This window comes from Collinsella aerofaciens (assembly GCF_001404695.1).
Classification (GTDB): Bacteria; Actinomycetota; Coriobacteriia; order Coriobacteriales; family Coriobacteriaceae; genus Collinsella; species Collinsella aerofaciens_E.
This window is the reverse complement of record NZ_CZAQ01000013.1, coordinates 38,395-61,305: the sequence shown is the minus strand read 5'-3', so window position 1 is coordinate 61,305 and position 22,911 is coordinate 38,395. Positions and strand designations below refer to the sequence as shown.

Below are 22,911 nucleotides of genomic sequence, written 5' to 3'. Positions count from 1 at the left end.
CGGCTGAGCCTTTCCCTCGGGAAACTTCGCGAAGCCCAGTTCCCGAGGGAAAGGCTCAGCCGCCACCACAAAGACCGCAGGGACGGGAGCAGCTATACTACTCTCAGTAGTTAAGGGTCGCGGATTCGCTGCGTCACCGCTCTCAACAGGAGGTCTATGTTTATGGCAGATCAGAAGCCGGTTGTCGGGATCATCATGGGTTCCAAGTCCGATCTGGGCGTTATGGAAGGCTGCACCGCCGAGCTCGAGGCACTGGGTGTGCCCTATGAGCTCGTCATTGCGAGCGCGCACCGCACGCCGGCGAAGGTCCACGAGTGGGCTTCGACTGCCGCCGATCGCGGTATCAAAGTGATTATCGCCGCCGCCGGCAAGGCCGCCCACCTGGGTGGTGTCGTGGCTGCCTTTACGCCGCTGCCGGTTATCGGCGTGCCTATGAAGACGAGTGACCTGGGCGGTATGGATTCGCTGCTGTCGATGGTGCAGATGCCTTCGGGCGTGCCCGTGGCCTGCGTTGCCATCAACGGTGCCAAGAACGCCGCTATCTATGCCACGCAGATTCTGGGTGCTTGCGACCCCGAGTACCGCAAGGTTATCGAGAAGATGAAGCAGGAGATGGCTGACGCCTAGGCGTTCCGCCGTTTCACCGCAGTATAAGGAGAGCCATGTCCGATTATCAGGGAAAACGATTCAAGGCTTCTCAGATTCCCGATCCGTCGAAGCCGGGTGCCGCCCATGCGGCGCAGCAGGGTCGGACATCCTCTCCTCAGCAGCCGCGCGCGCCGCGCCCCGTGACACCGGCGACGCATCGTCGACAGGACGCGCCGGCCGCATATCGTCCTTCGTCTTATAGCTCCGCTAAGAAGCCGCCCCGGTCTTCATCGCATGCCGCGCCGTCGGATTGCACCGAGCCGCCGCGCAAAAAGCGCCGCTCCATTATTCCCATTCTGCTCATCATCATCGGTATCGGCCTGATTGTCGCCGCCGCCGCTATCTTTATTAATGCCCAGATTGGCTATAAGCAGGCGAGCGATTCGTATCAGAAAATCGAGAAGCAATATGTAAGCGATAAGGATGCCAGCGGCGTGCCGATTATCGACTTTGATGCGCTTGCTCAGACGAACCCCGAGATTGTGGGTTGGATTTACGTGCCGGGAACCAATATCAACTATCCCGTGGTGCAGACCAACAACAACTCCAAATACCTCAACACGCTGTTTGACGGTACGGCTAACGCGTCCGGTGCCATTTTCCTGGATAGCGATGACACCGCGCCGGGAATGGTAGACCAGCAGACCACGATCTACGGCCACCATATGAACGATGGGTCGATGTTCAACGTGATTTCGGATACGACTGACCAGGCAACGTTCGATAGCATTGAATATGTGTACTACATCACGCGCGATGCGACGTATAAGCTGCGTCCGCTGGCGACCAAGGTGGTCGAGGACACGTATGCCAAGGCGCGCACGACCAATTTTGAGGGCGACGACGGACTCAAGAACTACCTGTTCGAGATGCTCGACGGCGCTTCTGCCGTGGCGAGTGATGCTACCGATCGTGCCGCTTCGGCAACTAAGGTTGTAACGCTTGTGACCTGTCGTTCGCTGTCGCTGAGCAACACGCGCGCCGTCATGGTGCTCACGCCGGTCGAGGAATAAGTTGTTCGAGAGTAGCTAAAAAGGCCCCGTCCCAAATTGGCTACTCGACGACGGTAAGGGAGAAACGATGCTTGAGAGTGGCAAATTGATGCCTTCGATTGATGCTTGGCTGCGCGAGGCCAAGGCCGATGCTTCGGCGGCAGGCTGCGGGATGTATCTGACGCATAACGGTGTGGTGCGTGCGACGCCCAAGGCCGAGGTGCGCGGAGTCGAGACCGATGGCGTGGCACCAGGCCGCAGGGTGGGCGGCATGGTCTTTGACTACGACGCCGAAAAGGTACGGTCTGCTATCGGGGCCACGCGCGCGATGCCGGGTATCGGCTATGTGCGCGTGTGGCTGGCAAGCGGCGAGCTTGCCGTAGGTGACGACATCATGCTCGTGCTCATCGGCGGGGACATTCGCCCGCACGTGGTCGATGCGCTGCAGGCGCTCGTCGGCACCATCAAAAATGAGTGTGTGAGCGAGGTCGAGTGCGAGGCGTAGAGGCTTGCGTCGATAGAAGGATCGTTTATAAAAATGCCCACCGGTACGTGTGATACCGGCGGGCATTTTGCGTTTTGGGCGCGGTGAGCGCTACACGCGCGTCGCATCCTTGGGGCTCATGGTCATGCTCTGGAAGCGGTTTTCCATGTATTCGTTATCGAAGTGCTCTCCGTAGAACTGTGCGACGGGAATGTCCGGCTCCGTGCCGTTAACGCGCTGGTACCAGTAGTCGAGCGACTGCAGCGTCATGACGCCGTCGACCAGCATGATAACGGTAAAGATGACGGTGGCCGAGTAGCGGCTCTTCCAGGGGATCTTGTTGATAAGCTTAAGCAGCCTCGGCAGCAGCAGCTTGATCCAGATGAGGCCGCCCAGGCCCCACAGGCAGGCGAAGCCCGTGCAGGTGCGTCCGCCCGTGAGGACCACGAGCGGATCGGGCAAACCGAACAGCGTTATGTGCGAGTAGCTCCACGAGACCACGCCAAACGCGGTCTGCATAAACCAGCCCACGAACACCTCAAAGCTGGCGCCGAGCAGGGCGCTCACCAGGAAAATGATGATGGGGTTCTTTTTGTAGAAGCGGTTAAGCACCATGGTCATGAGCACGGCGCCAAATCCGTAGATGGGGCTGAAGGGGCCAAACAGCATGCCGGCGCGGTTCTGATAGACGCCCGGGTCGCCGACCGTCATGTGCCAGATGTCCTCGGCGATCAGGCCGAGCACGCAGCAGACAAAGAATACCCAGAACAGGTTGAAGTAGTTGAGCTTGATGTAGCCTTCGCCGGTTTCATCGCGCCCGAGCATGCCCTCGGCGGCGGCGTCGCGGTCGAGCATCTCCTGCAGGCGGCGCTGCAGTTCGCGCTCCTGACGCAGCGTGGGGTCGACGGTTGCCGAAAGTGCAACAAGGATGCCGAGCTGGATCGCGGGACGCAGTAGGAAGGGCCCGATGCCCTGGAGCATCACGTCGACCAAAAGCTCGACGACGGTGAATGCAATAAGGATGTAGGACAGGCGGGCGGCGTTGCGGCGCTGGTTTTTGATAAGGTCCAGGCCAAAGATGATTAGGATGACGGCACTTGCCGCAGAGAGCATGATGCCGGCGACGATAAGGCCGACTGCGACGAGCGTGTTGTCGCCGAGCTTTTCGGTGGCGTTGCCGTTAACAAGTGCCGTGATGACCTGCCACATAAAGGCAGCGACCGACGGGAGCGTGCCCACGCCGGAAAGGATGCACAGGACGGCGTACACCTTAATGATGAGGGGGATCTTCTTGACCTCCGTGGCGCTGGGGACGCTGGGGTCGAGTTCGTTTCGATCCATACAGAACCTTTCTCGCTTTGTTGTAGATTATAAGGATACGCCGCCGACCTGCCAAAAGACAGGACGAACGTCCCAATTGCAACTTTGTAATCCCCAACGGCGGACGCGGCGGCCATCTGGGGGCGCGGGCACTTACGCTGGACAGACCGATAAAATGTTTGGCAACAAAACGGATTATTAGCTCGGTGGGCTTTTAAAAAGCGCTGCTCATGCGCTGGGGAGCACGTCGCGCCGTGCGTATAATAAGGCGGGTAACGCCAAAAATACGAGGCTCTGAGGGGATACCATGTCTCAAGAAACCATCCGCGCGGCCGAGCGTGCCGCGGGACAGGTGAACACCATGTCGACGTATGATCCGGACTCCGACCAGCTGCATGAGGAATGTGGCATTTTCGGCGTATGGGCGCCCGATCGCGACGTGGCTCGACTGACGTACTTTGGCCTGCGTGCACTGCAGCACCGTGGCCAGGAATCGGCGGGAATCGCCGTGGGTGACGGCGGCACGGTTATGGTCCGCAAGGATCTGGGCCTGCTCGACCGCGTGTTCTCCAATGCCGACCTGTCGACGCTCTCCGGCCAGCTGGCCGTGGGTCATGTGCGCTACGGCACCGCCGGCGCCAAGAGCTGGGAAGCCTCTCAGCCGCACCTCTCTACCATCAACAGCGTCATTATCGCGCTCGCGCACAACGGCACCCTCGTCAACACCGACGAGCTGCGCCGCCAGCTGATCGAGCTGGGCGTGCCATTCCTCTCCAATTCGGATTCCGAGGTCGCGACCAAACTCATCGGCTACTTTACCCAGCGTACGGGCCATCTGCGCGAGGGCATTCGCAAGACCATGGAGCTCGTGCGCGGCGGCTACGCCATGACGCTCATCAACGAGCAGGCGCTCTACGCATTCCGCGATCCACACGGCATTCGCCCGCTCGTGCTGGGCAAGCTGGTGGACGAGGGTCTGGACCAGGCCGATGCCGCAGCCGTTTCGCAGCTGCCGTCGCAGGACGGCGCCGCGACGGTCGACTCCGCCGTCCGTGTCACGCGCGCCGGCGGCTGGGTCGTTGCTTCCGAGACCTGCGCACTCGACATCGTGGGTGCCGAGTACGTCCGTGACGTCCGTCCCGGCGAGATCTTGCGCATCAGCGCCGAGGGTCTGGTATCCGAGCAGGGCGTGCCTGCAGCCGAAGAGCCCGCCAACTGCATCTTTGAGCAGGTTTACTTTGCCCGCCCCGACTCCATCATGAACGGCAAGAGCGTCTATGCCTGCCGTTACGACATGGGTCGCCAGCTGGCACACGAGGAGCCCGTCGAGGCCGACCTGGTCATCGGCGTGCCCGACTCCGGCCTGCCGCCCGCGGAGGGGTATTCGCACGAGAGCGGTATTCCCTTTGGCGAGGGCCTTATCAAGAACCGCTACGTGGGCCGTACGTTTATCGAGCCTACGCAGGAGTTGCGCGCCATGGGCGTGCGTATGAAACTCAACCCGCTGCGCGACAATATCGAGGGCAAGCGCCTGGTCGTCATCGACGACTCCATCGTGCGCGGCACCACCATGGTGCAGCTCGTCAAGATGCTGCGCAACGCCGGCGCCAAGGAGATTCACATCCGCATCAACTCGCCCGAGGTCATTTGGCCGTGCTTCTACGGTATCGATACCGACGTGCAGTCGCAGCTTATCAGCGCCAACAAGACGGTCGACGAGATTTGCGAGTATATCGGCGCCGATTCGCTGGCCTTCCTTTCGGTCGAGGGCCTGCTTAAGGTCATGCCCAAGGGCGGCTACTGCGACGCGTGCTTTACCGGCCGCTATCCCGTGGCGATTCCCGAGAGCTTTGGCCGCGACAAGTTTATGGAGGGCTTTAAGCCCCGCAACCTGGACAAGCCGCTGTACTTTGACGACGACGCCGTGGTCGAGAAATACGACGACCGCAGCTGGGAAGAGGAGCACGGCGAGGCCTAAAACCTGCCATATGGGGACAGGTATATTTTGGTAGGTTTTACCTGCTGTTTTGTTGATATGACGGCGGGTGCTGTTATGGCACACGCCGAAATGAACGCAATTATGAGCACCGTTTGGCGCCCGCGCGGCGCGACGGTAGTGGGAGAGGAAGGCTCAGATGAGCGACAGCAAGCATGTGACGTACGAGGACGCCGGCGTCGATACCGCCGAGGGCGGTCGCGCCGTCGACGCGATTAAGCAGATGGTCAAGGACACCAATCGTCCCGAAGTTATCGGCGGCATCGGCGGCTTCGGTGGCCTGTTCTCGGCCGCCGCGCTTAAGGATATGGAAGACCCGATCCTGATCAGCGGTACCGACGGCGTGGGCACCAAGCTCGTGCTCGCCCAGATCATGGACCGTCACGAGACGGTGGGCCAGGATCTGGTCGCTATGTGCGTCAACGACATTTTGGCTTCGGGCGCCGAGCCGCTGTTCTTCCTGGACTACGTCGCCATCGGTCACATAGAGGCCGAGCACATGGCAAAGATTATCAAGGGTGTGGCCGACGGCTGCAAGCTCGCGGGCTGCGCGCTCGTGGGCGGCGAGATGGCCGAGCACCCGGGCGTCATGGCTCCGGCCGACTACGACCTCGCCGGCTTTACCGTGGGCGTCGTCGACCGTCCCAAGATGCTCGACCCCGCAAACGTCCGCCCCGGCGACGTGATCCTGGGCCTGCCTTCCACCGGCGTGCACTCCAACGGCTACTCGCTCGTGCGCAAGGTCATCGGCGTCGACGGCATCAAGCCGGGCACGCCCGAGGCCGCCGCTAAGGCCGAGGAGCTGAGCCGTCCGCTCGAGGAGCTCGGTGGCGCTTCGCTGGCTGACGCCCTGCTGGCCCCCACGCGCATCTACGTCAAGCCGATCCTGGAGCTGCTGCGCGGCGGCGCCAACGTGCACGCTATCGCCCACATCACTGGCGGTGGTATTACCGAGAACCTCAACCGTGCACTCGCCGACGACGTCGACGCCGTGGTCACCCGCAACGGCGCCGAGATGGGTTGGGACGTTCCACCCGTCATCACCTACGTGTCGCGCCAGGCCGAGCTCGCGCCCAACGAGGCATGCAAGACCTTCAACATGGGCGTTGGCCTGTGCCTGATCGTCGCCCCCGAGGACGAGGCCGCGGTTACCGAGGCCCTGGTCGCGCTGGGCGAGAAGCCGTTCCGCGTGGGCGAGTGCGTCGAGGGCTCCGGTAAGGTCGTGTACTCCGATGAGCGCTAACGAGCAGATGGCTGCCGCCGAGGGCCTGGACTTTGTGCCCTATACCCGTCCGACTGGCACCGATACGGCCGAGCCGCTTAAGATCGGTGTACTCATCAGCGGTTCGGGTACCAACCTGCAAGCGCTGATCGATCTGATCGCCGCCGGCAAGCTCAACGCCTCTATTGAGCTTGTGGTGTCGAGCCGTCCTTCGGCTAAGGGTTTGCAGCGCGCTGAGCGCGCGGGCATCCAGACGCTCACGCTGTCCAAGGATGTCTATGCCGACCCTATTGCCGCCGACGAGATCATCGCGCACGAGCTGCTCGAGCGCGGCTGCGAGTATGTGGTCATGGCCGGCTACATGCGCATGGTGCACACGCCTCTGCTGGCGGCGTTCCCCAACCGCGTGGTCAACCTGCACCCGGCCCTGCTGCCGAGCTTTACCGGTGCGCATGCGATTGACGATGCCTTTGCGCGCGGCGTCAAGGTAACTGGCGTGACTGTGCATTTTGCCAACGAGGTCTACGACAACGGTCCCATCATCGCCCAGCGTGCGCTGGCTGTTGAGGAGGGCTGGGATGTCGACACGCTCGAGGAGCACATCCACGCGATTGAGCACGTGCTGTATCCCGAGGTCGTGCAAATGCTCGCCGACGGCCGCGTCCACGTGCTGGAGAGCGGCAAGGTCACAATTGACGCGCCTCGCGGCTAGCGGTGCACAGTACAATTTAGTTGAGTGGTCAGGGTGGTCATTGGCGCCAAGGCGCGCGTGGCCACCTTTTGTTTTGGGTAGTCACCTGCGACGTTCTTGAATGACTAGTCGTTTAAGAACGTCGCAGGTGACTAGGTGAGAGAGGTGAGCGCATGGCGGATAACGAAGCGCTGTTTACGCCTGAGCTGGTGTTTTTTGATTGGGAGTGTGCGACGCCGGGTGAGGTGTTTGCGCAGCTCGAGAGTGAGCTTGCTCCGCGCGGCTACATTGCCGACGGTTGGCTCGACGCCGTTCGCACGCGCGAGGATGCCTATCCCACGGGTCTTGCCATGCCGGCGGCAAACATTGCCATTCCGCATACCGATCCGGGGTTTGTGGCCAAGCCCTATATCGCGGTGGTGAAGCCCGCCGCGCCCGTGACATTTAACGCTATGGCTGGCATGGGCGCTCCGGTGCCGGCGCAGATCGTCATCAATCTGGGCATCGCCGAGCCGGGCGGCCAGGTCGAGGCCCTGCAGGCTCTCATGAACATCTTTATGGACGCCGATGCCGCATCCGACGTGCTCGGCCAGACCACGCCGCAGGGCATGGTCGACGCTATCCGCCGTCACTTCTAAGGTGCCGGCTGCCAGAGCTGCCCCCTTTGCACCAAAATGGTGCAGATTAACCTGTCCCCAATGCACCAAGCGTGCCGCGGGGGCTGCGTTGTGACACAATGGCGTTTGTTCGATTCGTTATGCGAAAGGCCAACTATGGCAAATAAGAAAAAGAACCCCGCACCCGAGCCGACGCCCGAGCAGCAGGCTCGCGCCGCCTCCAGCTCTCGCAAGAAGCAGCGCAAGACCCGCGTGTCCAAGACCGTCAAGATCGTTCTGGTGGTCATCGGCGTGCTGGCAATGCTACTTTCCGTCTCGGCCATGGCGTGCTCCGGCCTGATGTCGCAGGCCGAGGACACCTCGGGCTACAAGCTTACCGGCGGTGTAGCTGCCACTATCAACGGCACCAACCTCACCGAGGACACCGTGACCAAGCAGATCATGAGCATGCGCACGTCCTACGGCTACACCAAGGACAAGGACTGGGCACAGTATCTGGTCGACAACGACCTCACGCCCAAGAAGTACCGCAAGCAACTCATCGACTCCTACACGCAGCAGATTCTGCTTCAACAGGCACAGAAGGAGAACGGCGTGACGGTGTCGGACGAGGAGGTCGAGAAGGCTTGGAAGGACGCGTGCAAGAGCGCGGGCGGTGCCAAGGCCTTTAAGAAGACCCTTAAGACCTACGGCTACACCGAGGACACCTACAAGGACTCGCTCAAGGAGAGCCTGGCGCAGCAAAAGCTTAAGGATGCTGTGGCGCCCACCAGCAAGCCCAAGGACAGCGAGATTGTCGATTACATCAACGAGAACCTGTCCAACTACAATGACGCCCGTCGCTCGTCGAACATCCTGATCAAGGTTGATTCCGACGCTTCCGACGAGGACAAGGCTGCCGCCAAGGCCAAGGCGCAGGAGTGCCTGGACAAGATCAACTCCGGTGAGCTGAGCTTTGAGGACGCCGTAAAGCAGTACTCCGAGGACACCGGGTCCAAGGAGAAGAAGGGCGATGTGGGCTGGGATAAGCTCACCACCTTTGTCGACAGCTACCAGACGGCGCTCGAGGGGCTCAACAAGGGCGACGTGAGCGAAGTCATCGAGTCGACCTATGGCTACCACATCATCAAGTGCACCGACTACTTCCATGTCGATAATCAGGTTGACGACATCAACCAGGTGCCCAAGGCCATCAAAAAGTACGTCTCCAACGTGGTGAAGACGCAAGCGGTCAGCACCGCGTACAGCGAGTGGCTGGAGCAGTACAAGAAGGATGCCGACATCACCGTCAACCCCATGCCCAAAGACGTGCCATACAACGTCAGTCTGAAGGGCGTCACCAAGAGTTCGACCGACGATTCGTCGACGACTGAGTAATCATGGGGCGGTGCTCGCGCGAGTGCCGCCCGCGCTATTAGAGAGGATTTGCAGATGACCAACGAAGAGCTGCAGAAAGAAATGATCGCGGCCATGAAGGCCAAGGACAAGGTTCGCCTGTCCATCATTCGCCAGGTTAAGGCCGAGGTGAAGAATATCGAGGTCAACGAGCGCCGCGATGTGACTGAGGAAGACGTCAACAGCATGATCAAGCGTCTGATTAAGCAGACGAGCGAGACGCTGGAGATGTCCATCAAGGCCGGCACCGACCAAGAGCGTACCGATAACCTGACCGAGCAGGTCAAGATTTTGGAGAGCCTGCTGCCCGCGCAGGTTTCGGGCGAGGAGCTCGAGGCCCTGATCGAGCAGGTTATCGCCGAGCTGAGCGCCACGTCCAAGAAGCAGATGGGCCAGGTCATGGGCGCACTCGGTAAGGCCACCGGCGGCAACTTCGACAAGCCGGCCGCGGCAAAGATCGTCGGCGCAAAGCTTGCGTAATTTGTTATGCGGTTTTACCAAACCGCATAACGGCTCGACGCTGCAAACCCGTACACACGGCAATCTGACGTTCAATTTCAAGGGCGCGACCATAAGGTCTGCGCCCTTTCATTTCACGTCACCTTGCTCGCGTGTACGGGTTTTCGCTGACTTATGCTCAACAAGGGCGGTTGAGCGCTCATTGGGGACAGACTTAAATGAGTGCCCGCTCATTGGGTACTCATTTAAGTCTGTCCCCAATGAGTGCCCAATGAGTGGGTGGAAGATTGCGGGTTCTTTACGGGGATGTAGTGTGGGCTGCGGAAACGTGGTTCTTTCCGTACAATAGTTCAACTCGTGTAAACGCAGGGAAGGGACATTCATGGCAGACATGATCGAGATCAAGCATCTCAACAAGTACTTTGGCGACCTGCATGTGCTCAAAGATATCAATCTCACCGTCAAGCGCGGCGAGAAGCTCGTAATGATCGGGCCTTCCGGTTCGGGTAAATCGACGCTCATCCGTTGCGTCGATTATCTGGAGGAGCCCACGTCGGGCGAGGTCATCATCGACGGTACGCCGCTCACCAAAAAGAATCACCTGGAGATGGCCCGCAAGTATAGCTCCATGGTGTTTCAGCAGTTCAACCTGTATCCCAACATGACGGTGCTGGGCAACCTGACGCTCGCGCCCATCAAGCTACAAAAGAAGAGCAAGGAGGAGGCGACCGAGATCGCCATCGCCGCGCTCAAGCGCGTTGGCATGGCGCATAAGGCCGGCGAGTATCCGCAGAACCTCTCGGGCGGTCAGCAGCAGCGTATCGCCATCGCCCGTGCCCTGTGCACCAAGCAGCCCATCATCCTGTTTGACGAGCCGACCTCGGCGCTCGACCCCGAGATGGTCCAGGAGGTTCTGGACGTTATGATCGAGCTCGCGCAGGAGGACATCACCATGATCTGCGTGACGCATGAGATGGGCTTTGCGCGCCAGGTGGCCGACCGCGTCATCTTTATGGAGGACGGCCGCATTCTGGAGGAGGGCACGCCCGAGCACTTCTTCGATAACCCCGAGAACCCGCGCTGCCGCGAGTTCCTGTCCAAGATTCTGCACTAGGCGCGGTGATGGACATGACGGATATGACGAGGGCGGCCGTGTCGCGCCGTCACTTTTTGCAGCTGGCGGGTGCCGGCATGCTTGCGCTGACGGGGACCGCGCTTACCGGTTGCGGCAACTCTACCAGCGGCGAGGGCTCCGACAAGGGGTCCAAGCTTGCGGCCATTAAGTCGCGTGGCCATCTGAATGCCGGCGTTAAGAAGGACGTTCCCGGCTACGGTTATTACGACACCGCCAAGGGCCGCTTTGAGGGCATGGAAGTCGATTTGTGCTACCAGATCGCCGCTGCCGTCTTTGGCGTGAGCTACAAGGAGGCCCGCGCCCAGGAGCTTGTCGAGTTTACCGACGTAACGCCCAAGACGCGCGGCCCGCTGATCGATAACGGCCAACTTGACGTGGTCGCGGCGACCTACACCATCACCGACGAGCGCAAGAAGAGCTGGGATTTCTCGACGCCGTACCGCACCGACTACGTGGGACTCATGGTCAAGAAGCGTTCGGGCTTTACCTCGATTGAGGATCTGGATGGCAAGGTCATTGGCGTGAGCCAGGGCGCCACCACGCAGGGCCTGATCGAGCAGATGATCAAGGACAACGGCTTTAGCTGCAAGCCAGAGTTTAGGGCCTTTAGCGGCTACCCCATCATCAAGAGCTCGCTCGACGCCGGCAATATCGACGTCTTTGCCATGGACCGCTCCACGCTGGCCGGTTACATGAACGAGACCGTTGAGCTGTTGCAGCCCGAGGTCAAGTTTGGCGAGCAGGGCTACGGCGTGGCGACCAAGAAGGGCTGCGACCTTTCGGCCGTGGTCGATCAGGTGATTTGCGACCGCCTGGCCGACGGCTGGCTCGACCAAGAGGTCAAGACCTGGGGTCTTGTATAGGCGCATCGTCCAAGGAAGGAATCAAATGCTCGAAGGATTATTTGACGCCGACCGTTGGTCGACGACATTTCAAAACATGGGGCCCTTCTGGGAGGGCTTTGGCGTGACGCTGCAGGTGGTCGTTGCCGGTCTGCTGCTGTCGCTGGTGCTGGGAACGTTGCTGGGCGTGTTCTCTACCACTCGTTCGCGCGTGCTGCGCGCCATAAGCCGCGTGTACGTGGAGTTTTACCAGAACACCCCGTTGCCTGTGCAGGTGCTCTTTATGTACATGGCCGGTCCGCAGTTTTTGCAGGTCATAACCGGTGCCGACCAGCCGGTGCGCATCGCGCCGTTCGTGCTGGGCTTCTTGGGTGTGGGCCTGTATCACGCGGCCTACATTTCGGAGGTCATCCGCACCGGTATCGAGGCGGTTCCGCGCGGTCAGATGGAGGCGGCCCAGAGCCAGGGCTTCACCCGGGCGCAGGCATACTGGTACATCGTACTGCCCCAGACGTTCAAGATCATTCTGCCGCCGCTGTGTAACCAGGCGCTCAACTTGGTCAAGAACACGTCGGTGCTGGCGCTTGTGGCTGGCGGCGACCTTATGTACCGTTCCGACAACTTTGTGAGTCTGTACGGTTACCTGCAGGGATACATCGTCTGCTGCCTTATGTACTTTATCATCTGCTTTCCGCTCGCCATGCTGGTGCAGTGGCTCGAGCGCCGCTCCAAGGAGCGTCCGCGTGGCGTGAGCCTGGCCGAGCTGGGGCTCGACAACGTAGAGGAGGCCTAGCGCATGGAAATCTTCAACGCGACCAACCTGCTCTACATTTGGGGCGGCTTTGTTAAGACAATCGAGATCTCGGCGCTGTCGATCTTTTTCTCGCTCATCTTTGGCACGGTGCTGGCGCTTGTTAAAAGCTATGCGCCCCGCCCGTTCCGTATTTTGGTGAGCGCCTATATCGAGCTGTTCCGTTGCACGCCGAACCTGCTGTGGATTCTGTTTATCTACTTTACGGTGCAGGGTTTGGACATTGTGATTTCGACCATCGCCTTTACGCTGTTTACCAGCGCCGTTATGGCCGAGATCGTGCGCGGCGGCCTCAACTCGATTCCGCGCGGCCAGTTTGAGGCAGCGCAGAGCCAGGGTTTTGGCTTCTTTGCCACCATGCGCTACATCATTCTGCCGCAGACGTTTAAGACGATCATCCCGGCGCTGTTTAGCCAGTGCACGACCGTCATCAAGGACAGCTCGTATCTTTCGGGCATTAACGTGGCCGAGCTCATGTACACGGCAAACGTCGTGATGGCCCATGCGATCGACCTGTCGCAGGTGCTTATGCTCTACGGCCTGGTGTTTGCGATGTACTTTGTGCTCAACTTTGGTATCTCGCTGCTGGTTCGCGCATATCAGAGGCGAATGGTGGCAGCGTAGAATGTGGCAAAGGGACAGCCCCTTTGTCACATAGAGAAAGGAATCGCGATGAGCGATCTGGAGAATAAGAAGAATCCTGTGGTCATTACCATCGCGCGCGACTTTGGCGCCGAGGGCCACGAGATTGGCCGCATGCTTGCCGACGAGTTGGGGATTCCGCTGTACGATAACGAGCTGCTGGTGCGTGCGTCGCTGCGCGCGGGCGAGTCGCTCGACAAGATGGCCGCCTACGACGAGCGTCTGGCCGTGGAGAACATGGCGTTCCTGCCCGACCGCTACGACGCGCGTTCGTACTCGGACAAGTTGTTCCAGAAGATGAGCCAGGTGATTTTGGACCTGGGCGAGACCGAGAGCTGCATTATCGAAGGCCGCCTGTCCGATTACCTGCTGCGTAACAACCCCAACCACATTGCCGTGCTGGTGACCGCCCCCTTTGAGGACCGCGTCGAGATTGTGCGCAAGAAGCGTGGCCTTAATAAAAAGAAGGGCGCCAAGCTGGTCAAGCAGCAGCAGAAGGCGCGCGAGGCGTTCTATAAGCGCTACAGTGCCGGAAAGTGGAAGATGACGAGCGGCAAGGATATCGTCGTCAACCGCGCCAAGCTGGGCCGCGAAGGCTGCAAAGACGTCATAGCCGCTGCCTACCGCTACAAAGTGGCTCAACTCGAAGGCTAGCCGACCAAAAACCACCACAAAGGGTACAGGCACCTTTGTGGTGGTTTTTGTTTTAGGCCGAGGGGAAGGCCTTGGCGGCAGTGCCTATCCTCGGCTTTTGCATAGTCTCGATCTGTAACACCAAGCCAGCGAAAATGGCTCTAACTGTTACAGATTGAGATGCAGCGTGGCCGGCCGGCACAATATCTCAATCTGTAACAACTGCAGGGCTCAACGGACTCCAGCTGTTACAGATTGAGACAAAACGACCGGGCAAGTCCCAAACCACCACAAAGGTGCCTGCCCCATCGTGGTGGTTTGGGCGGCCGGCATAAAAAAGTCCCCGCCGGGCGTGTGCTCGACGGGGACTTTGCCGTTTGGTGGCTAGCGCTGTAGGTGATTACTCGCCCAGCAGGCTCTTGGTGATCGAAGCGGCGGCCTTCTTGCCGGCGCCCATCGCCAGAATGACCGTAGCGGCACCGGTGACGATGTCGCCGCCGGCCCAGATGCGGGGATCGGTGGTCTGGCCGGTCTCCTCGTCAGCGACGATGTAGCCCCACTTGTTGAGCTCCATCTTGCCGCCGATCTTCTTTGCGAAGGGGTTGGCGTTGGTGCCGATAGCCGAGATAGCGACGTCGCAGGGGATCTCCTCGATGGCGCCCTCGATGGGCACCGGGCGACGACGGCCGGACTCGTCAGGCTCGCCGAGCTCCATCTTCTGGACCTTGACGGCGCACACGGAGCCGTCCTCGCCAGCGACAAACTCGAGCGGGGAGACGAGCGGCAGAACCTCGACGCCCTCGGCCTTAGCATGGTGCAGCTCGGCGCGACGGCAGGGCATCTCGTCCTCGGTACGACGGTAGGCGATGATGGCGTGCTCGGCGCCCAGGCGCTTGGCGGTACGGACGGCGTCCATGGCCACGTTGCCGCCGCCAAAGACAACGACGTTCTTGCCGTGCTTGGTGGGGGTGTCGTACTCGGGGAACTTGTTGGCCTTCATCAGGTTCACGCGGGTGAGGTACTCGTTCGCGAAGAAGACGTTGGGCAGGTTCTCGCCGGGGACGTTGAGGAACTTGGGCAGGCCAGCGCCGGTCGCCACGTAGATGGCGTCGAAGCCCTGCTCGAACAGCTCCTCGGCCGTGGCCATGTTGCCCACGACGGAGTTGTACTCAAACTTGACGCCCATGTCCTCCAAGCCGTCGATCTCGCGCTTGACGACTGCCTTGGGCAGGCGGAACTCGGGGATGCCGTAGACCAGCACGCCGCCGCCGGTGAAGAAGGCCTCGAAGACGGTAACGTCAAAGCCGTTACGGGCGAGCTCGCCGGCGCAGGTGATGCCGGACGGGCCGGAGCCGACGACGGCGACCTTCTTGCCGTTCTTGGGGGCCATCTTGGGCGTGGAAGCGAGCTCGGGGCGGTCACCCAGGAAGCGCTCGAGCTGGCCGATGGCCACGGGCTCGGACTTCTTACCACGGATGCACTTGCCCTCGCACTGGTTCTCCTGCGGGCAGACGCGGCCGCAGATGGCGGGAAGCATGGAGTCCTCGCGGATGGTATCGAGAGCGCCGCCGAAGTCCTTCGCGCGGATCTGCTCGATAAAGCGGGGGATGTTGATGTTGACGGGGCAGCCCTCAACACAGAACGGCTTCTTGCAGTTGAGGCAGCGCTCGGCCTCGGCCAGCGCCATCTCCTCGGTGAAGCCCTTGTCGACGGGGCGGAAGTCGCAGGCGCGCTCGGCAGCCGGCTCCTCGTTATCGGGGGTGCGGGGCGACTTCATATCGGCAACGAAACGACCGTTAACTAGTGGCATGCGCAGCTCTTTTCCTCATAAGCCTTGAGGGACTCGCCCTCTTCGGAACGGTAAGCGGCCTGGCGGGCACGAAGGTCATCCCAGTCGACCAGGGTGGCATCGAAGTCGGGGCCGTCGACGCAAGCGAACTTGGTCACGCCGCCCACCTCGACGCGGCAGCAGCCGCACATGCCGGTGCCGTCAACCATGATGGGGTTGAGGGACGCGGTAATGGGGGTGTCGTACTTCTGGGCGGTGAGGGTCGAGAACTTCATCATCGGAACGGGGCCGACGCAGAAGACCTGGCTCACGGCCTTGTCCTGCAGCAGGCGCTCCAGCGGAGCGGTGACAACGCCCTGCTCGCCGTAGGAGCCGTCATCGGTGGTGATATGGATGTGGTCCTCGTCGAGGAGCTCGCGGAACTGGTCCTCCATGAGCAGGAGGTCCTTGGTGCGGGCGCCCATGATGGCGTGCACCTCGTGGCCGGTCTCGACCAGGTGCTTGGCGACCGGGAAGGCAATTGCCAGGCCGACGCCGCCGCCAATGACGGCGCAGGGGCCCTCGGCCATCTCGGTGGGAACGCCCAGCGGGCCCACGACGTCGCGCAGTGACTCGCCGGCCTCATAGGTGGAAAGCATCTCGGTGGTCTTGCCGATCACCATGAAGATGAACTCGACCCAGCCCTCGTCACCGTTCCAACCAGCTAGGGTAAACGGGACGCGCTCGCCCGTCTCGTTGGCGCGAACCATGAGGAACTGTCCAGCGTGCGCATGCTTGGCGATCGCGGGCGCCTCGATGCGGAACTTGAACACCTTCTCCGAGAACTGCGTCTTCTCCAGGATCTTATACATAGAACCCCTCTCTTGTTAGGGCCGCCGAACCGTGCCTCCACGGAAATGGACGGTAGCCCGAGTAAAACCGTACGCGCACAGGCGTTGTGCAGACATACGGTGCAAATTATACCCTCATGGACATGCTGTTTACGTGTGTCTTCGGCGGTTGGGAAAAGGGTTTATCCACTTCGACCTACCAAATAGGGATAGGTTTATTTTGGTCGGTTTATCAGGCAAAACGGCAAAGGGGGCCGGCCTCGGGTTGTGATGAGGCCGGCCCCCTTTGGGGTGTTATGCGTGTATGGCGGCGCGGGGTTTATTGCGATGCGGCCACCGGGGCGTTTCCGCAGATAAAACCTGCCAAAATTAACATCCCTAAACGGTAGGTTTTAGTGCCTGCCGTTGGCGGAGGCGGCGCCGTTGACGTGGTCGCGGGCGTAGATTACGCCGTGGACGATGGCCAGACCGGCGGCATCTGCGGCGCGGGCGCAGGTGTCCTGGAAGTCCTCGGCCTCGCGGGCGCGCAGCTGCTTGAGCACATAGTCTGCCACGGCCATCTTGCCGGGAGGGTTGCCGATGCCGGTGCGGATACGGCTAAAGTCGCGGCTGCCCATCTTGTCGATGATGGAGCGCAGGCCGTTGTGACCGGCATGGCCTCCGCCCACCTTGACGCGCACGTCACCGGCGGGAATGTCGAGCTCGTCGTGAATCACGAGCAGCTCCTCGGCCTTGATCTTGTACTCGCGGCAGAGCTTGGAGATGGGTCCGCCCGAGGTGTTCATGTACGACTGCGGCTTGACCAGCACGATCTGGCGCTTGCCACCCTCTTCCTCGGGATCGTTGATGTTGATGAGCGCGACCTCGGCGCCGGCCTGGTTTTTCCAGTACGTGACGCCGGCCTGACGGGCCAGCTCGTCAATCGCCTTAAAGCCGGCGTTGTGGCGGGTCTCGGCATATTCCTCGCCAGGGTTGCCAAGTCCGGCAACCATGCGAATCTTAAGCGGCTGTGCAGCTGCCATATTTATCCTTCCGTTAAACAAATAGTTCAATCAACGACAAAGGCTACCACGCCCGCCGAAGGCGAGGAAAGGGTACGGCAAAGTCATTTCAGAAAACAGCTGCCCCGAGACAGCAGGAAGCCCGGTAGGCCGGGAGGGGTTATCTAAGCCGACATCCCGCAGCCGCGAAGCGGCGAGGACGTCGGCGTGATAACCCCGCAGGCCTACCGGGCTTCCGGTGAGATGCGAGGGTCAAGCGACTACAGCGCGAAGTCGCCGCCGACGAGCGTGGAGACGGGCTCCTCGTGGTAAACGGCGGAGATGGCCTGAGCGAACTCCTCGGCGACCGAGATGGTCTTGATCTTGCCGCCGACCTCGACGGGGATGGCGTCGGTGACGACGCACTCGACGATGGGGGCGTCGTTCAGGCGCTCGATGGCCGGACCGGAGAAGATGCCGTGGGTGGCGCAGACGTAGATGTCGCCAGCGCCCATAGCCTTGAGCTCCTTGACGTTGGCGCACAGGGTGCCAGCGGTGTCGATCATGTCGTCATTGATGACGCAGGTCTTGCCCTTGATGTCACCGATGATGCCCATGACCTCGGCGGCGTTGTGGCGCGGACGGCCCTTGTGGGCGATGGCCAGGTCGCAGCCGAGCATGTCGGACAGCTTCTTGGCGGCCTTGGCACGACCCACGTCGGGGGAGACGACAACCAGGTTGTCGGTGTCGAAGTTCATGGCGTTGTAGTACTGGCCAAACAGCGGCAGTGCGGATAGGTGGTTGACCGGGATATCAAAGAAGCCCTGGATCTGACCCTGGTGCAGGTCGAGGGTGATGATGCGGTCGACGCCGGCGCGCTCGAGCAGGTTGGCGACGAGGCGGGCGGTGATGGGCTCGCGCGGGCCGGCCTTGCGGTCCTGGCGGGCATAGCCGTAGTGGGTGATAACGGCGGTGATGGAGCGGGCGGATGCACGCTTGGCAGCGTCGGTGGCGATGAGCAGCTCCATGAGCATGTCGTTGACGTTGCCGCCGGCCACGGACTGAATCAGGAAGACGTCGGCGCCGCGGACAGTCTCGTCGTAGCGGGCGTAAATCTCACCATTGGCGAACTGCTTTAGCGTAAGGCCCGAAAGCTCGACCCCAAGGTACTCAGCGATCTTCTGAGCGAGGGGACGGTTGGAGGAACCGGAATACACGCGGATGGACTTGCGCATATTCTCCGACTTCTCGGGATCATTAATCGGCATTACCCTTCTCCTTTATATCGAATGCCATATAGATGCCTTGTTGCATTGTAACCGCGCGGCGGGGTTTATCGGGTCCTGATAACGTCTTTACCGTCAACGGACACGAACCGACCACTCATCCGGTCGCGCAGGTCACGATAGAAAAAAGGAGCCGTCCCCATGGAACAGCTCCTTTTGTGCTTGATAAAACGTTATACCTCGTCGTCCTCGTGCAGACGGCGGCGATAATCGGCGGCCCAGCCCTCAATATTTACCTGGCGGGCGCGGCCCAGACCGAGTGCGTCGGCCGGGACCGGCTCGGTGATGACGGAGCCGGCGGCCACGAGTGCACCGTCGCCAATCTGGGCGGGCGCGACCATCATGGTGTCGGAACCGATGAAGGCATCCTTGCCGATGACGGTCTTGTGCTTGTGGACGCCGTCGTAGTTGCAGGTGATGGAGCCCGCGCCCACGTTGACGCCGGGGCCCATGGTGGTGTCGCCGATGTAGGACAGGTGCGGCACCTTGGAGCCCTCGCCGATCGTGGACTTCTTGATCTCCACGTGCGTGCCGGCTTTGGATCCGTCGAGCATATGGGTGCCCGGGCGCAGGTAGGCGCGCGGGCCGCAATCGACGCCGTTCTCGATGACGGCCTCGATGGCGATGGTCTCATCGATGGTGCAGCCGCTGCCGACGGTGGTGTCGGTGAGGCGGCTGTTGGGGCCGAGCTGGCACTCCTCGCCCACGGTGACGTGGCCGATCAGGTGCGTCTGCGGCCACACGACGGTGTCGCGGCCGATGGTGGCGTCGGGGCCGATCCAGGCCTGCGTGGGGTCGATGAACGTGACGCCCTCTGCCATCCAGTGCTCGTTGATGCGGTCGCGCGCGATGGCGGTGAGCTGTGCGAGCTGGATGCGGCTGTTGACGCCCAGGCCGTCGCGGTAGTCGTCGCAGTGGAAGATGGAGACTGCCTGGCCGTGACCCTTGAGGATTTCGAGCATGTCGGGCAGGTAGTACTCGGACTGCGCGTTGTCGTTGCCGATCTCGTTAATGTGGGCGGCGAGCTGCGCGCCGTCGAAGGCGTAGCAGCCGGCGTTGCACTCGAGTAGCTCGGCGGCCTGCTCGGGCGTGCAGTCCTTCTGCTCGATGATGCGCTCGATCTGACCATCGGCGCCCAGTTTGATGCGGCCGTAGCCAAAAGGATCGGGCGGGGTCATGGTCATGACGGTGCAGGCGAGCTCGCCGGTGGCGACGGTCTGTGCGAACTTGGCGACGGTGTCGGCGGTGATGAGCGGCAGGTCGCCGTTGAGCACGACGACGGAGCCTTGCGTGATGCCGCAGGCCTCGAGCGCGACCTTGACGGCGTGGCCGGTGCCCAGGCGCTCGGTCTGCTCAACGCACTCGACCTTGGTGGCGCTGGTGGCGTAGGCGCCGTCGATAAGGGCACGCATCTCGTCGGCGTGGCTGCCGATGACGACCACGACGCGGCTGCAGCCGGCCTTGATGGTGGCGTCGACGATCCACTGGACCATGGGCTTACCTAGGATCTTGTGCGAAACCTTGCAGTGGTTCGACTTCATGCGGGTGCCCTCGCCGGCAGCGAGGATAATTGCGGTTGCGTCCATGTGATCTCCTGTTACGTTATAGAGACGTGTGTTTGGAAACGATACACGGCGCAATATGATACCGCAGGCATATGACGAGCGCGTAACGATTGACGCATTGCCGCCGATGTCGGTGCCGTTGACGCGGTGTTTGCGCTGGTTGTGTATGGTGGCGGCGCTGCGGCGTTGACGTTTGAGCGAGGGGATGGGGTGCCCGTGGATATCATGCGAGAGGAATCGGGCAACGAGCCCGTCGCGGCATTCTCGATGTCGCATCCGGCTGTGCCGGCACTCTATATAGTGCTGACGCTGGGGCTCACTATGTTCTCGATGCAGCCGGTACTGATTGCGCTGTCACTTGCGGGCGGGCTGGCGTATGGATTTGCGATGCGTGGGGCTGCCCGCACGCTGGGCGCACTCCGCTGGCAGCTGCCGGTGATTTTGATTATCGCGCTGCTCAATCCGCTGTTTAGCGCCTCGGGTTCGACGGAGCTGTTCCGTATTGGCATGCGCGCGGTGTATCTGGAGAGCATGGTATACGGCCTGTGCATGGGCGGGCTGTTTGTGGCGAGCGTGTTGTGGTTTGAGGCGGCGGCATCGATGCTCGAATACGACAAGGTACTCGCGCTGCTGGGCAATGCCGCGCCGGTGATTGCGCTCATGATCTCGATGTGCATGAGGCTTATCCCGCAGTTTTTGCGCCGCGGTCGTACGGTGCTGGCGGTGCAGGATGCGATTGATGTGCCGGGCAGCGCGCCGGCCGACCCCGTGCGTTCGCGTTTGCGGGCATCGAGTGTGTTGATGGGCTGGGGCATGGAAGATTCGCTGGAGCGCGCGGACGCGATGCGCTCGCGCGGGTGGGGTGCCGCGACGCGTCGTACGACGTATGCGCGGTATCGACTGGGGCGCAGCGACGTTGCCGCGCTGGCTGGGCTTGCGGTGTTTGGTGCCGCCGCGGTGGCGGTGGCATGGACCGCGACAACGCAGTATTCGTTTTATCCGCAGCTCTCGGTGCCGGCGCCGTGGCGGGGCTATGTCGTGTACGCTGCCTGGATGATGCTGCCTTGCGCGTCGCACGCGATTGATGAGAAGAGGTTTGGCTGATGGCTCGGTTGGATAGGGGCCCGGTGTCGGGCGCGGCGTGCGGCCCGGATATTCCGGCGATTGAGGTGCAGGGCCTTAGTTTTGCCTATCCCGGGGCCGAGGCACCGGTGCTCGAGGGGCTTGATTGGCGTGTTCCCCAAGGTGCATTTGCGCTGCTTGTTGGCGGTACCGGTTCGGGCAAGTCGACGCTGCTGTCGCTGCTCAAGCCCGAGATCGCGCCGGCGGGCGAGCGCACTGGTGATGCGCGCGTGCTGGGCGAGAACGTTGCCGACATGGACGTGCGGGCATCGGCGGAGCGCGTGGGCTATGTGTTCCAGGATTCCGAGAACCAGATCGTGTGCGAAACCGTGTGGCACGAGATGGCGTTTGGCCTGGAAAACTTGGGGCTAGCACGTGATGAGATGCGCCGTCGCGTAGCTGAGACCAGCTATTTCTTTGGTCTGGAGGACTGGCTTCATCGCGATACCGATACGCTTTCGGGCGGCCGCAAGCAGCTGCTGTCGCTTGCCGCCGTCCTGGCGCTGCGTCCGCGTGTGCTGCTACTCGACGAGCCCACGTCTCAGCTCGATCCCGTTGCCGAGAAGAATTTTCTGCACGCGCTGTTTCGCGTGAACCGTGAGTTGGGCTGCACGGTTGTTGTGGCTACGCATCAACCGCGTCCAATGCTCGAGTATGCGACGTGTGCGTACCGGATTGAGGACGGTCGCGTGCGCGAGGTGGTTGACCTGGCGAGTTTGGGTAGTCGCGAGGGACTTTTGGCTTTGGACTCTTGCCGGCCCGCGCAAGGGGCGGCGACGAGTGCGGCGGCAGCTATTCGCGAGGGCTGGTTTCGCTACGATCGCGCGGGCGGTTGGGTGCTGCGCGGGCTCGACGTGGCGTTTTCGGCCGGTACGGTGCATGCGATCGTGGGCGGCAACGGCTGCGGCAAGTCGACGATGCTTTCGGTACTGGCCAAGACTGCCAAGCTGCAGCGTGGTCGTATGGTGCGCGGGGCGGCCTCGGCTGCGCTGCTGCCGCAGAACCCCAAGGCCCTGCTGGTTGCCAAGACGGTGCGCGACGAGCTGATGGAATGGTCTTCGACCTGCGGATATGACGAGGACGCGGCGCGGGAGTGCGCGGCGCAGCTCGGATTGGACGGCCTGGATGCGCGCCACCCGTACGATCTTTCGGGCGGACAGCGCCAGCTGCTTGCGTTGGCAAAGCTGCTGCTGATCGGCCCCGAGCTGCTGTTGCTTGATGAGCCCACCAAGGGCCTTGACCTGGCAAGTCGCTGCATTATCGCCCGCGCCCTGCGTGACCATGCGAAGGCTGGCGGCACCGTCATCATGGCCACGCACGATCTGGATTTTGCCGAGCAGGTTGCCGATGACATTGCCATGATGTTTGACGGTGAGATTGCCTGCATGGAGCCGCCGGCCGACTTCTTTGCCGACAACGTGTTTTACAGGGCGTGATCGGGTCCGCGGGGCG

At 61.5% G+C, this 22,911-nt stretch carries 22 protein-coding genes; 16 read left to right on the top strand and 6 right to left on the bottom strand.

Annotated features, from left to right (window positions below; translation table 11 throughout):
• Positions 1–162 precede the first annotated feature (162 nt).
• The 3 genes from purE to AQ996_RS04955 all read left to right on the top strand — a co-directional run bounded on the left by purE (position 163) and on the right by AQ996_RS04955 (position 2,145).
• Positions 163–627 (top strand): 5-(carboxyamino)imidazole ribonucleotide mutase, encoded by a 465-nt coding sequence (gene purE, locus AQ996_RS04965; protein ID WP_006235810.1) that lies wholly within the window; start codon positions 163–165, stop codon positions 625–627.
• 35 nt (positions 628–662) lie between these two features.
• On the top strand, positions 663–1,661 hold the full coding sequence (locus tag AQ996_RS04960) for a class B sortase (protein ID WP_055251565.1): 999 nt from the start codon (positions 663–665) through the stop codon (positions 1,659–1,661).
• A gap of 67 nt (positions 1,662–1,728) precedes the next feature.
• Complete coding sequence (locus AQ996_RS04955) at positions 1,729–2,145, top strand: molybdenum cofactor biosynthesis protein MoaE (protein ID WP_055251563.1); 417 nt, start codon at positions 1,729–1,731, stop codon at positions 2,143–2,145.
• A gap of 90 nt (positions 2,146–2,235) precedes the next feature.
• On the opposite strand, the gene AQ996_RS04950 is transcribed toward AQ996_RS04955, so the two are convergent.
• Positions 2,236–3,465: a putative ABC transporter permease gene (locus AQ996_RS04950; protein ID WP_055251561.1), complete on the bottom strand. Its 1,230-nt coding sequence runs from the start codon at positions 3,463–3,465 to the stop codon at positions 2,236–2,238.
• Positions 3,466–3,751: 286 nt separating this feature from the next.
• Between AQ996_RS04950 and purF the strand changes: the two genes are divergently transcribed.
• The 11 genes from purF to AQ996_RS04895 all read left to right on the top strand — a co-directional run bounded on the left by purF (position 3,752) and on the right by AQ996_RS04895 (position 13,908).
• Positions 3,752–5,422 carry an amidophosphoribosyltransferase gene (gene purF, locus AQ996_RS04945; RefSeq protein WP_055251559.1) on the top strand — a complete coding sequence of 557 codons (1,671 nt, stop codon included), beginning with the start codon at positions 3,752–3,754 and terminating at the stop codon, positions 5,420–5,422.
• A gap of 157 nt (positions 5,423–5,579) precedes the next feature.
• Positions 5,580–6,683: a phosphoribosylformylglycinamidine cyclo-ligase gene (gene purM / locus AQ996_RS04940; protein ID WP_055251557.1), complete on the top strand. Its 1,104-nt coding sequence runs from the start codon at positions 5,580–5,582 to the stop codon at positions 6,681–6,683.
• Positions 6,673–7,374 carry a phosphoribosylglycinamide formyltransferase gene (gene purN, locus AQ996_RS04935; RefSeq protein ID WP_055251555.1) on the top strand — a complete coding sequence of 234 codons (702 nt, stop codon included), beginning with the start codon at positions 6,673–6,675 and terminating at the stop codon, positions 7,372–7,374. The genes purM and purN overlap by 11 nt, the downstream gene beginning before the upstream one ends.
• Before the next feature lie 152 nt (positions 7,375–7,526).
• On the top strand, positions 7,527–7,991 hold the full coding sequence (locus AQ996_RS04930; RefSeq protein WP_055251553.1) for a PTS sugar transporter subunit IIA: 465 nt from the start codon (positions 7,527–7,529) through the stop codon (positions 7,989–7,991).
• Between the two features lie 135 nt (positions 7,992–8,126).
• On the top strand, positions 8,127–9,347 hold the full coding sequence (locus AQ996_RS04925; protein WP_055251551.1) for a peptidylprolyl isomerase: 1,221 nt from the start codon (positions 8,127–8,129) through the stop codon (positions 9,345–9,347).
• A 54-nt stretch (positions 9,348–9,401) separates the two neighbouring features.
• On the top strand, positions 9,402–9,845 hold the full coding sequence (locus AQ996_RS04920) for a GatB/YqeY domain-containing protein (protein WP_055251549.1): 444 nt from the start codon (positions 9,402–9,404) through the stop codon (positions 9,843–9,845).
• Between the two features lie 361 nt (positions 9,846–10,206).
• Positions 10,207–10,938: an amino acid ABC transporter ATP-binding protein gene (locus AQ996_RS04915; RefSeq protein WP_055251548.1), complete on the top strand. Its 732-nt coding sequence runs from the start codon at positions 10,207–10,209 to the stop codon at positions 10,936–10,938.
• 8 nt (positions 10,939–10,946) lie between these two features.
• Positions 10,947–11,822 (top strand): transporter substrate-binding domain-containing protein, encoded by an 876-nt coding sequence (locus tag AQ996_RS04910; protein ID WP_082435536.1) that lies wholly within the window; start codon positions 10,947–10,949, stop codon positions 11,820–11,822.
• Positions 11,823–11,847: 25 nt separating this feature from the next.
• The gene (locus tag AQ996_RS04905) at positions 11,848–12,594 is read left to right on the top strand and encodes an amino acid ABC transporter permease (RefSeq protein WP_055251544.1); all 747 of its coding nucleotides are present in this window, start codon (positions 11,848–11,850) and stop codon (positions 12,592–12,594) included.
• A 3-nt stretch (positions 12,595–12,597) separates the two neighbouring features.
• The gene (locus tag AQ996_RS04900) at positions 12,598–13,236 is read left to right on the top strand and encodes an amino acid ABC transporter permease (RefSeq protein WP_006235796.1); all 639 of its coding nucleotides are present in this window, start codon (positions 12,598–12,600) and stop codon (positions 13,234–13,236) included.
• 48 nt (positions 13,237–13,284) lie between these two features.
• Positions 13,285–13,908 (top strand): cytidylate kinase-like family protein, encoded by a 624-nt coding sequence (locus AQ996_RS04895; protein ID WP_055251542.1) that lies wholly within the window; start codon positions 13,285–13,287, stop codon positions 13,906–13,908.
• Between the two features lie 379 nt (positions 13,909–14,287).
• On the opposite strand, the gene gltA is transcribed toward AQ996_RS04895, so the two are convergent.
• The 5 genes from gltA to glmU form a co-directional block, all read right to left on the bottom strand.
• Positions 14,288–15,697 carry an NADPH-dependent glutamate synthase gene (gene gltA, locus AQ996_RS04890; protein WP_022094914.1) on the bottom strand — a complete coding sequence of 470 codons (1,410 nt, stop codon included), beginning with the start codon at positions 15,695–15,697 and terminating at the stop codon, positions 14,288–14,290.
• Positions 15,688–16,527 carry a sulfide/dihydroorotate dehydrogenase-like FAD/NAD-binding protein gene (locus AQ996_RS04885; RefSeq protein ID WP_006235793.1) on the bottom strand — a complete coding sequence of 280 codons (840 nt, stop codon included), beginning with the start codon at positions 16,525–16,527 and terminating at the stop codon, positions 15,688–15,690. The genes gltA and AQ996_RS04885 overlap by 10 nt, the downstream gene beginning before the upstream one ends.
• 371 nt (positions 16,528–16,898) lie before the next feature.
• On the bottom strand, positions 16,899–17,528 hold the full coding sequence (gene pth, locus AQ996_RS04880) for an aminoacyl-tRNA hydrolase (RefSeq protein WP_172674616.1): 630 nt from the start codon (positions 17,526–17,528) through the stop codon (positions 16,899–16,901).
• A 239-nt stretch (positions 17,529–17,767) separates the two neighbouring features.
• Positions 17,768–18,754, bottom strand: coding sequence for a ribose-phosphate diphosphokinase (locus AQ996_RS04875; RefSeq protein ID WP_055251541.1), 987 nt, complete (start codon positions 18,752–18,754; stop codon positions 17,768–17,770).
• A 191-nt stretch (positions 18,755–18,945) separates the two neighbouring features.
• Positions 18,946–20,358: a bifunctional UDP-N-acetylglucosamine diphosphorylase/glucosamine-1-phosphate N-acetyltransferase GlmU gene (gene glmU / locus AQ996_RS04870; protein WP_055251540.1), complete on the bottom strand. Its 1,413-nt coding sequence runs from the start codon at positions 20,356–20,358 to the stop codon at positions 18,946–18,948.
• 204 nt (positions 20,359–20,562) lie between these two features.
• Between glmU and AQ996_RS04865 the strand changes: the two genes are divergently transcribed.
• A complete protein-coding gene (locus AQ996_RS04865) occupies positions 20,563–21,441 on the top strand; it encodes an energy-coupling factor transporter transmembrane component T (RefSeq protein ID WP_055251569.1) in 879 nt (292 codons plus the stop codon).
• Positions 21,441–22,895 carry an ABC transporter ATP-binding protein gene (locus AQ996_RS04860; protein ID WP_055251539.1) on the top strand — a complete coding sequence of 485 codons (1,455 nt, stop codon included), beginning with the start codon at positions 21,441–21,443 and terminating at the stop codon, positions 22,893–22,895. Before AQ996_RS04865 ends, AQ996_RS04860 begins: the two co-directional genes overlap by 1 nt.
• The last annotated feature ends 16 nt before the right edge of the window (positions 22,896–22,911 follow it).

Coding starts and splice junctions, on each gene's coding strand:
- AQ996_RS04865 (WP_055251569.1), top strand. CDS start 20,563: ATGCGAGAGGAATCGGGCAACGAGCCCGTCGCGGCATTCTCGATGTCG.
- AQ996_RS04915 (WP_055251548.1), top strand. CDS start 10,207: ATGGCAGACATGATCGAGATCAAGCATCTCAACAAGTACTTTGGCGAC.
- AQ996_RS04910 (WP_082435536.1), top strand. CDS start 10,947: ATGGACATGACGGATATGACGAGGGCGGCCGTGTCGCGCCGTCACTTT.
- AQ996_RS04930 (WP_055251553.1), top strand. CDS start 7,527: ATGGCGGATAACGAAGCGCTGTTTACGCCTGAGCTGGTGTTTTTTGAT.
- purN (WP_055251555.1), top strand. CDS start 6,673: ATGAGCGCTAACGAGCAGATGGCTGCCGCCGAGGGCCTGGACTTTGTG.
- purF (WP_055251559.1), top strand. CDS start 3,752: ATGTCTCAAGAAACCATCCGCGCGGCCGAGCGTGCCGCGGGACAGGTG.
- AQ996_RS04920 (WP_055251549.1), top strand. CDS start 9,402: ATGACCAACGAAGAGCTGCAGAAAGAAATGATCGCGGCCATGAAGGCC.
- AQ996_RS04905 (WP_055251544.1), top strand. CDS start 11,848: ATGCTCGAAGGATTATTTGACGCCGACCGTTGGTCGACGACATTTCAA.
- AQ996_RS04875 (WP_055251541.1), bottom strand. CDS start 18,754: ATGCCGATTAATGATCCCGAGAAGTCGGAGAATATGCGCAAGTCCATC.
- AQ996_RS04885 (WP_006235793.1), bottom strand. CDS start 16,527: ATGTATAAGATCCTGGAGAAGACGCAGTTCTCGGAGAAGGTGTTCAAG.
- purM (WP_055251557.1), top strand. CDS start 5,580: ATGAGCGACAGCAAGCATGTGACGTACGAGGACGCCGGCGTCGATACC.
- purE (WP_006235810.1), top strand. CDS start 163: ATGGCAGATCAGAAGCCGGTTGTCGGGATCATCATGGGTTCCAAGTCC.
- pth (WP_172674616.1), bottom strand. CDS start 17,528: ATGGCAGCTGCACAGCCGCTTAAGATTCGCATGGTTGCCGGACTTGGC.
- AQ996_RS04960 (WP_055251565.1), top strand. CDS start 663: ATGTCCGATTATCAGGGAAAACGATTCAAGGCTTCTCAGATTCCCGAT.
- gltA (WP_022094914.1), bottom strand. CDS start 15,697: ATGCCACTAGTTAACGGTCGTTTCGTTGCCGATATGAAGTCGCCCCGC.
- AQ996_RS04950 (WP_055251561.1), bottom strand. CDS start 3,465: ATGGATCGAAACGAACTCGACCCCAGCGTCCCCAGCGCCACGGAGGTC.
- glmU (WP_055251540.1), bottom strand. CDS start 20,358: ATGGACGCAACCGCAATTATCCTCGCTGCCGGCGAGGGCACCCGCATG.
- AQ996_RS04900 (WP_006235796.1), top strand. CDS start 12,598: ATGGAAATCTTCAACGCGACCAACCTGCTCTACATTTGGGGCGGCTTT.
- AQ996_RS04860 (WP_055251539.1), top strand. CDS start 21,441: ATGGCTCGGTTGGATAGGGGCCCGGTGTCGGGCGCGGCGTGCGGCCCG.
- AQ996_RS04925 (WP_055251551.1), top strand. CDS start 8,127: ATGGCAAATAAGAAAAAGAACCCCGCACCCGAGCCGACGCCCGAGCAG.
- AQ996_RS04955 (WP_055251563.1), top strand. CDS start 1,729: ATGCTTGAGAGTGGCAAATTGATGCCTTCGATTGATGCTTGGCTGCGC.
- AQ996_RS04895 (WP_055251542.1), top strand. CDS start 13,285: ATGAGCGATCTGGAGAATAAGAAGAATCCTGTGGTCATTACCATCGCG.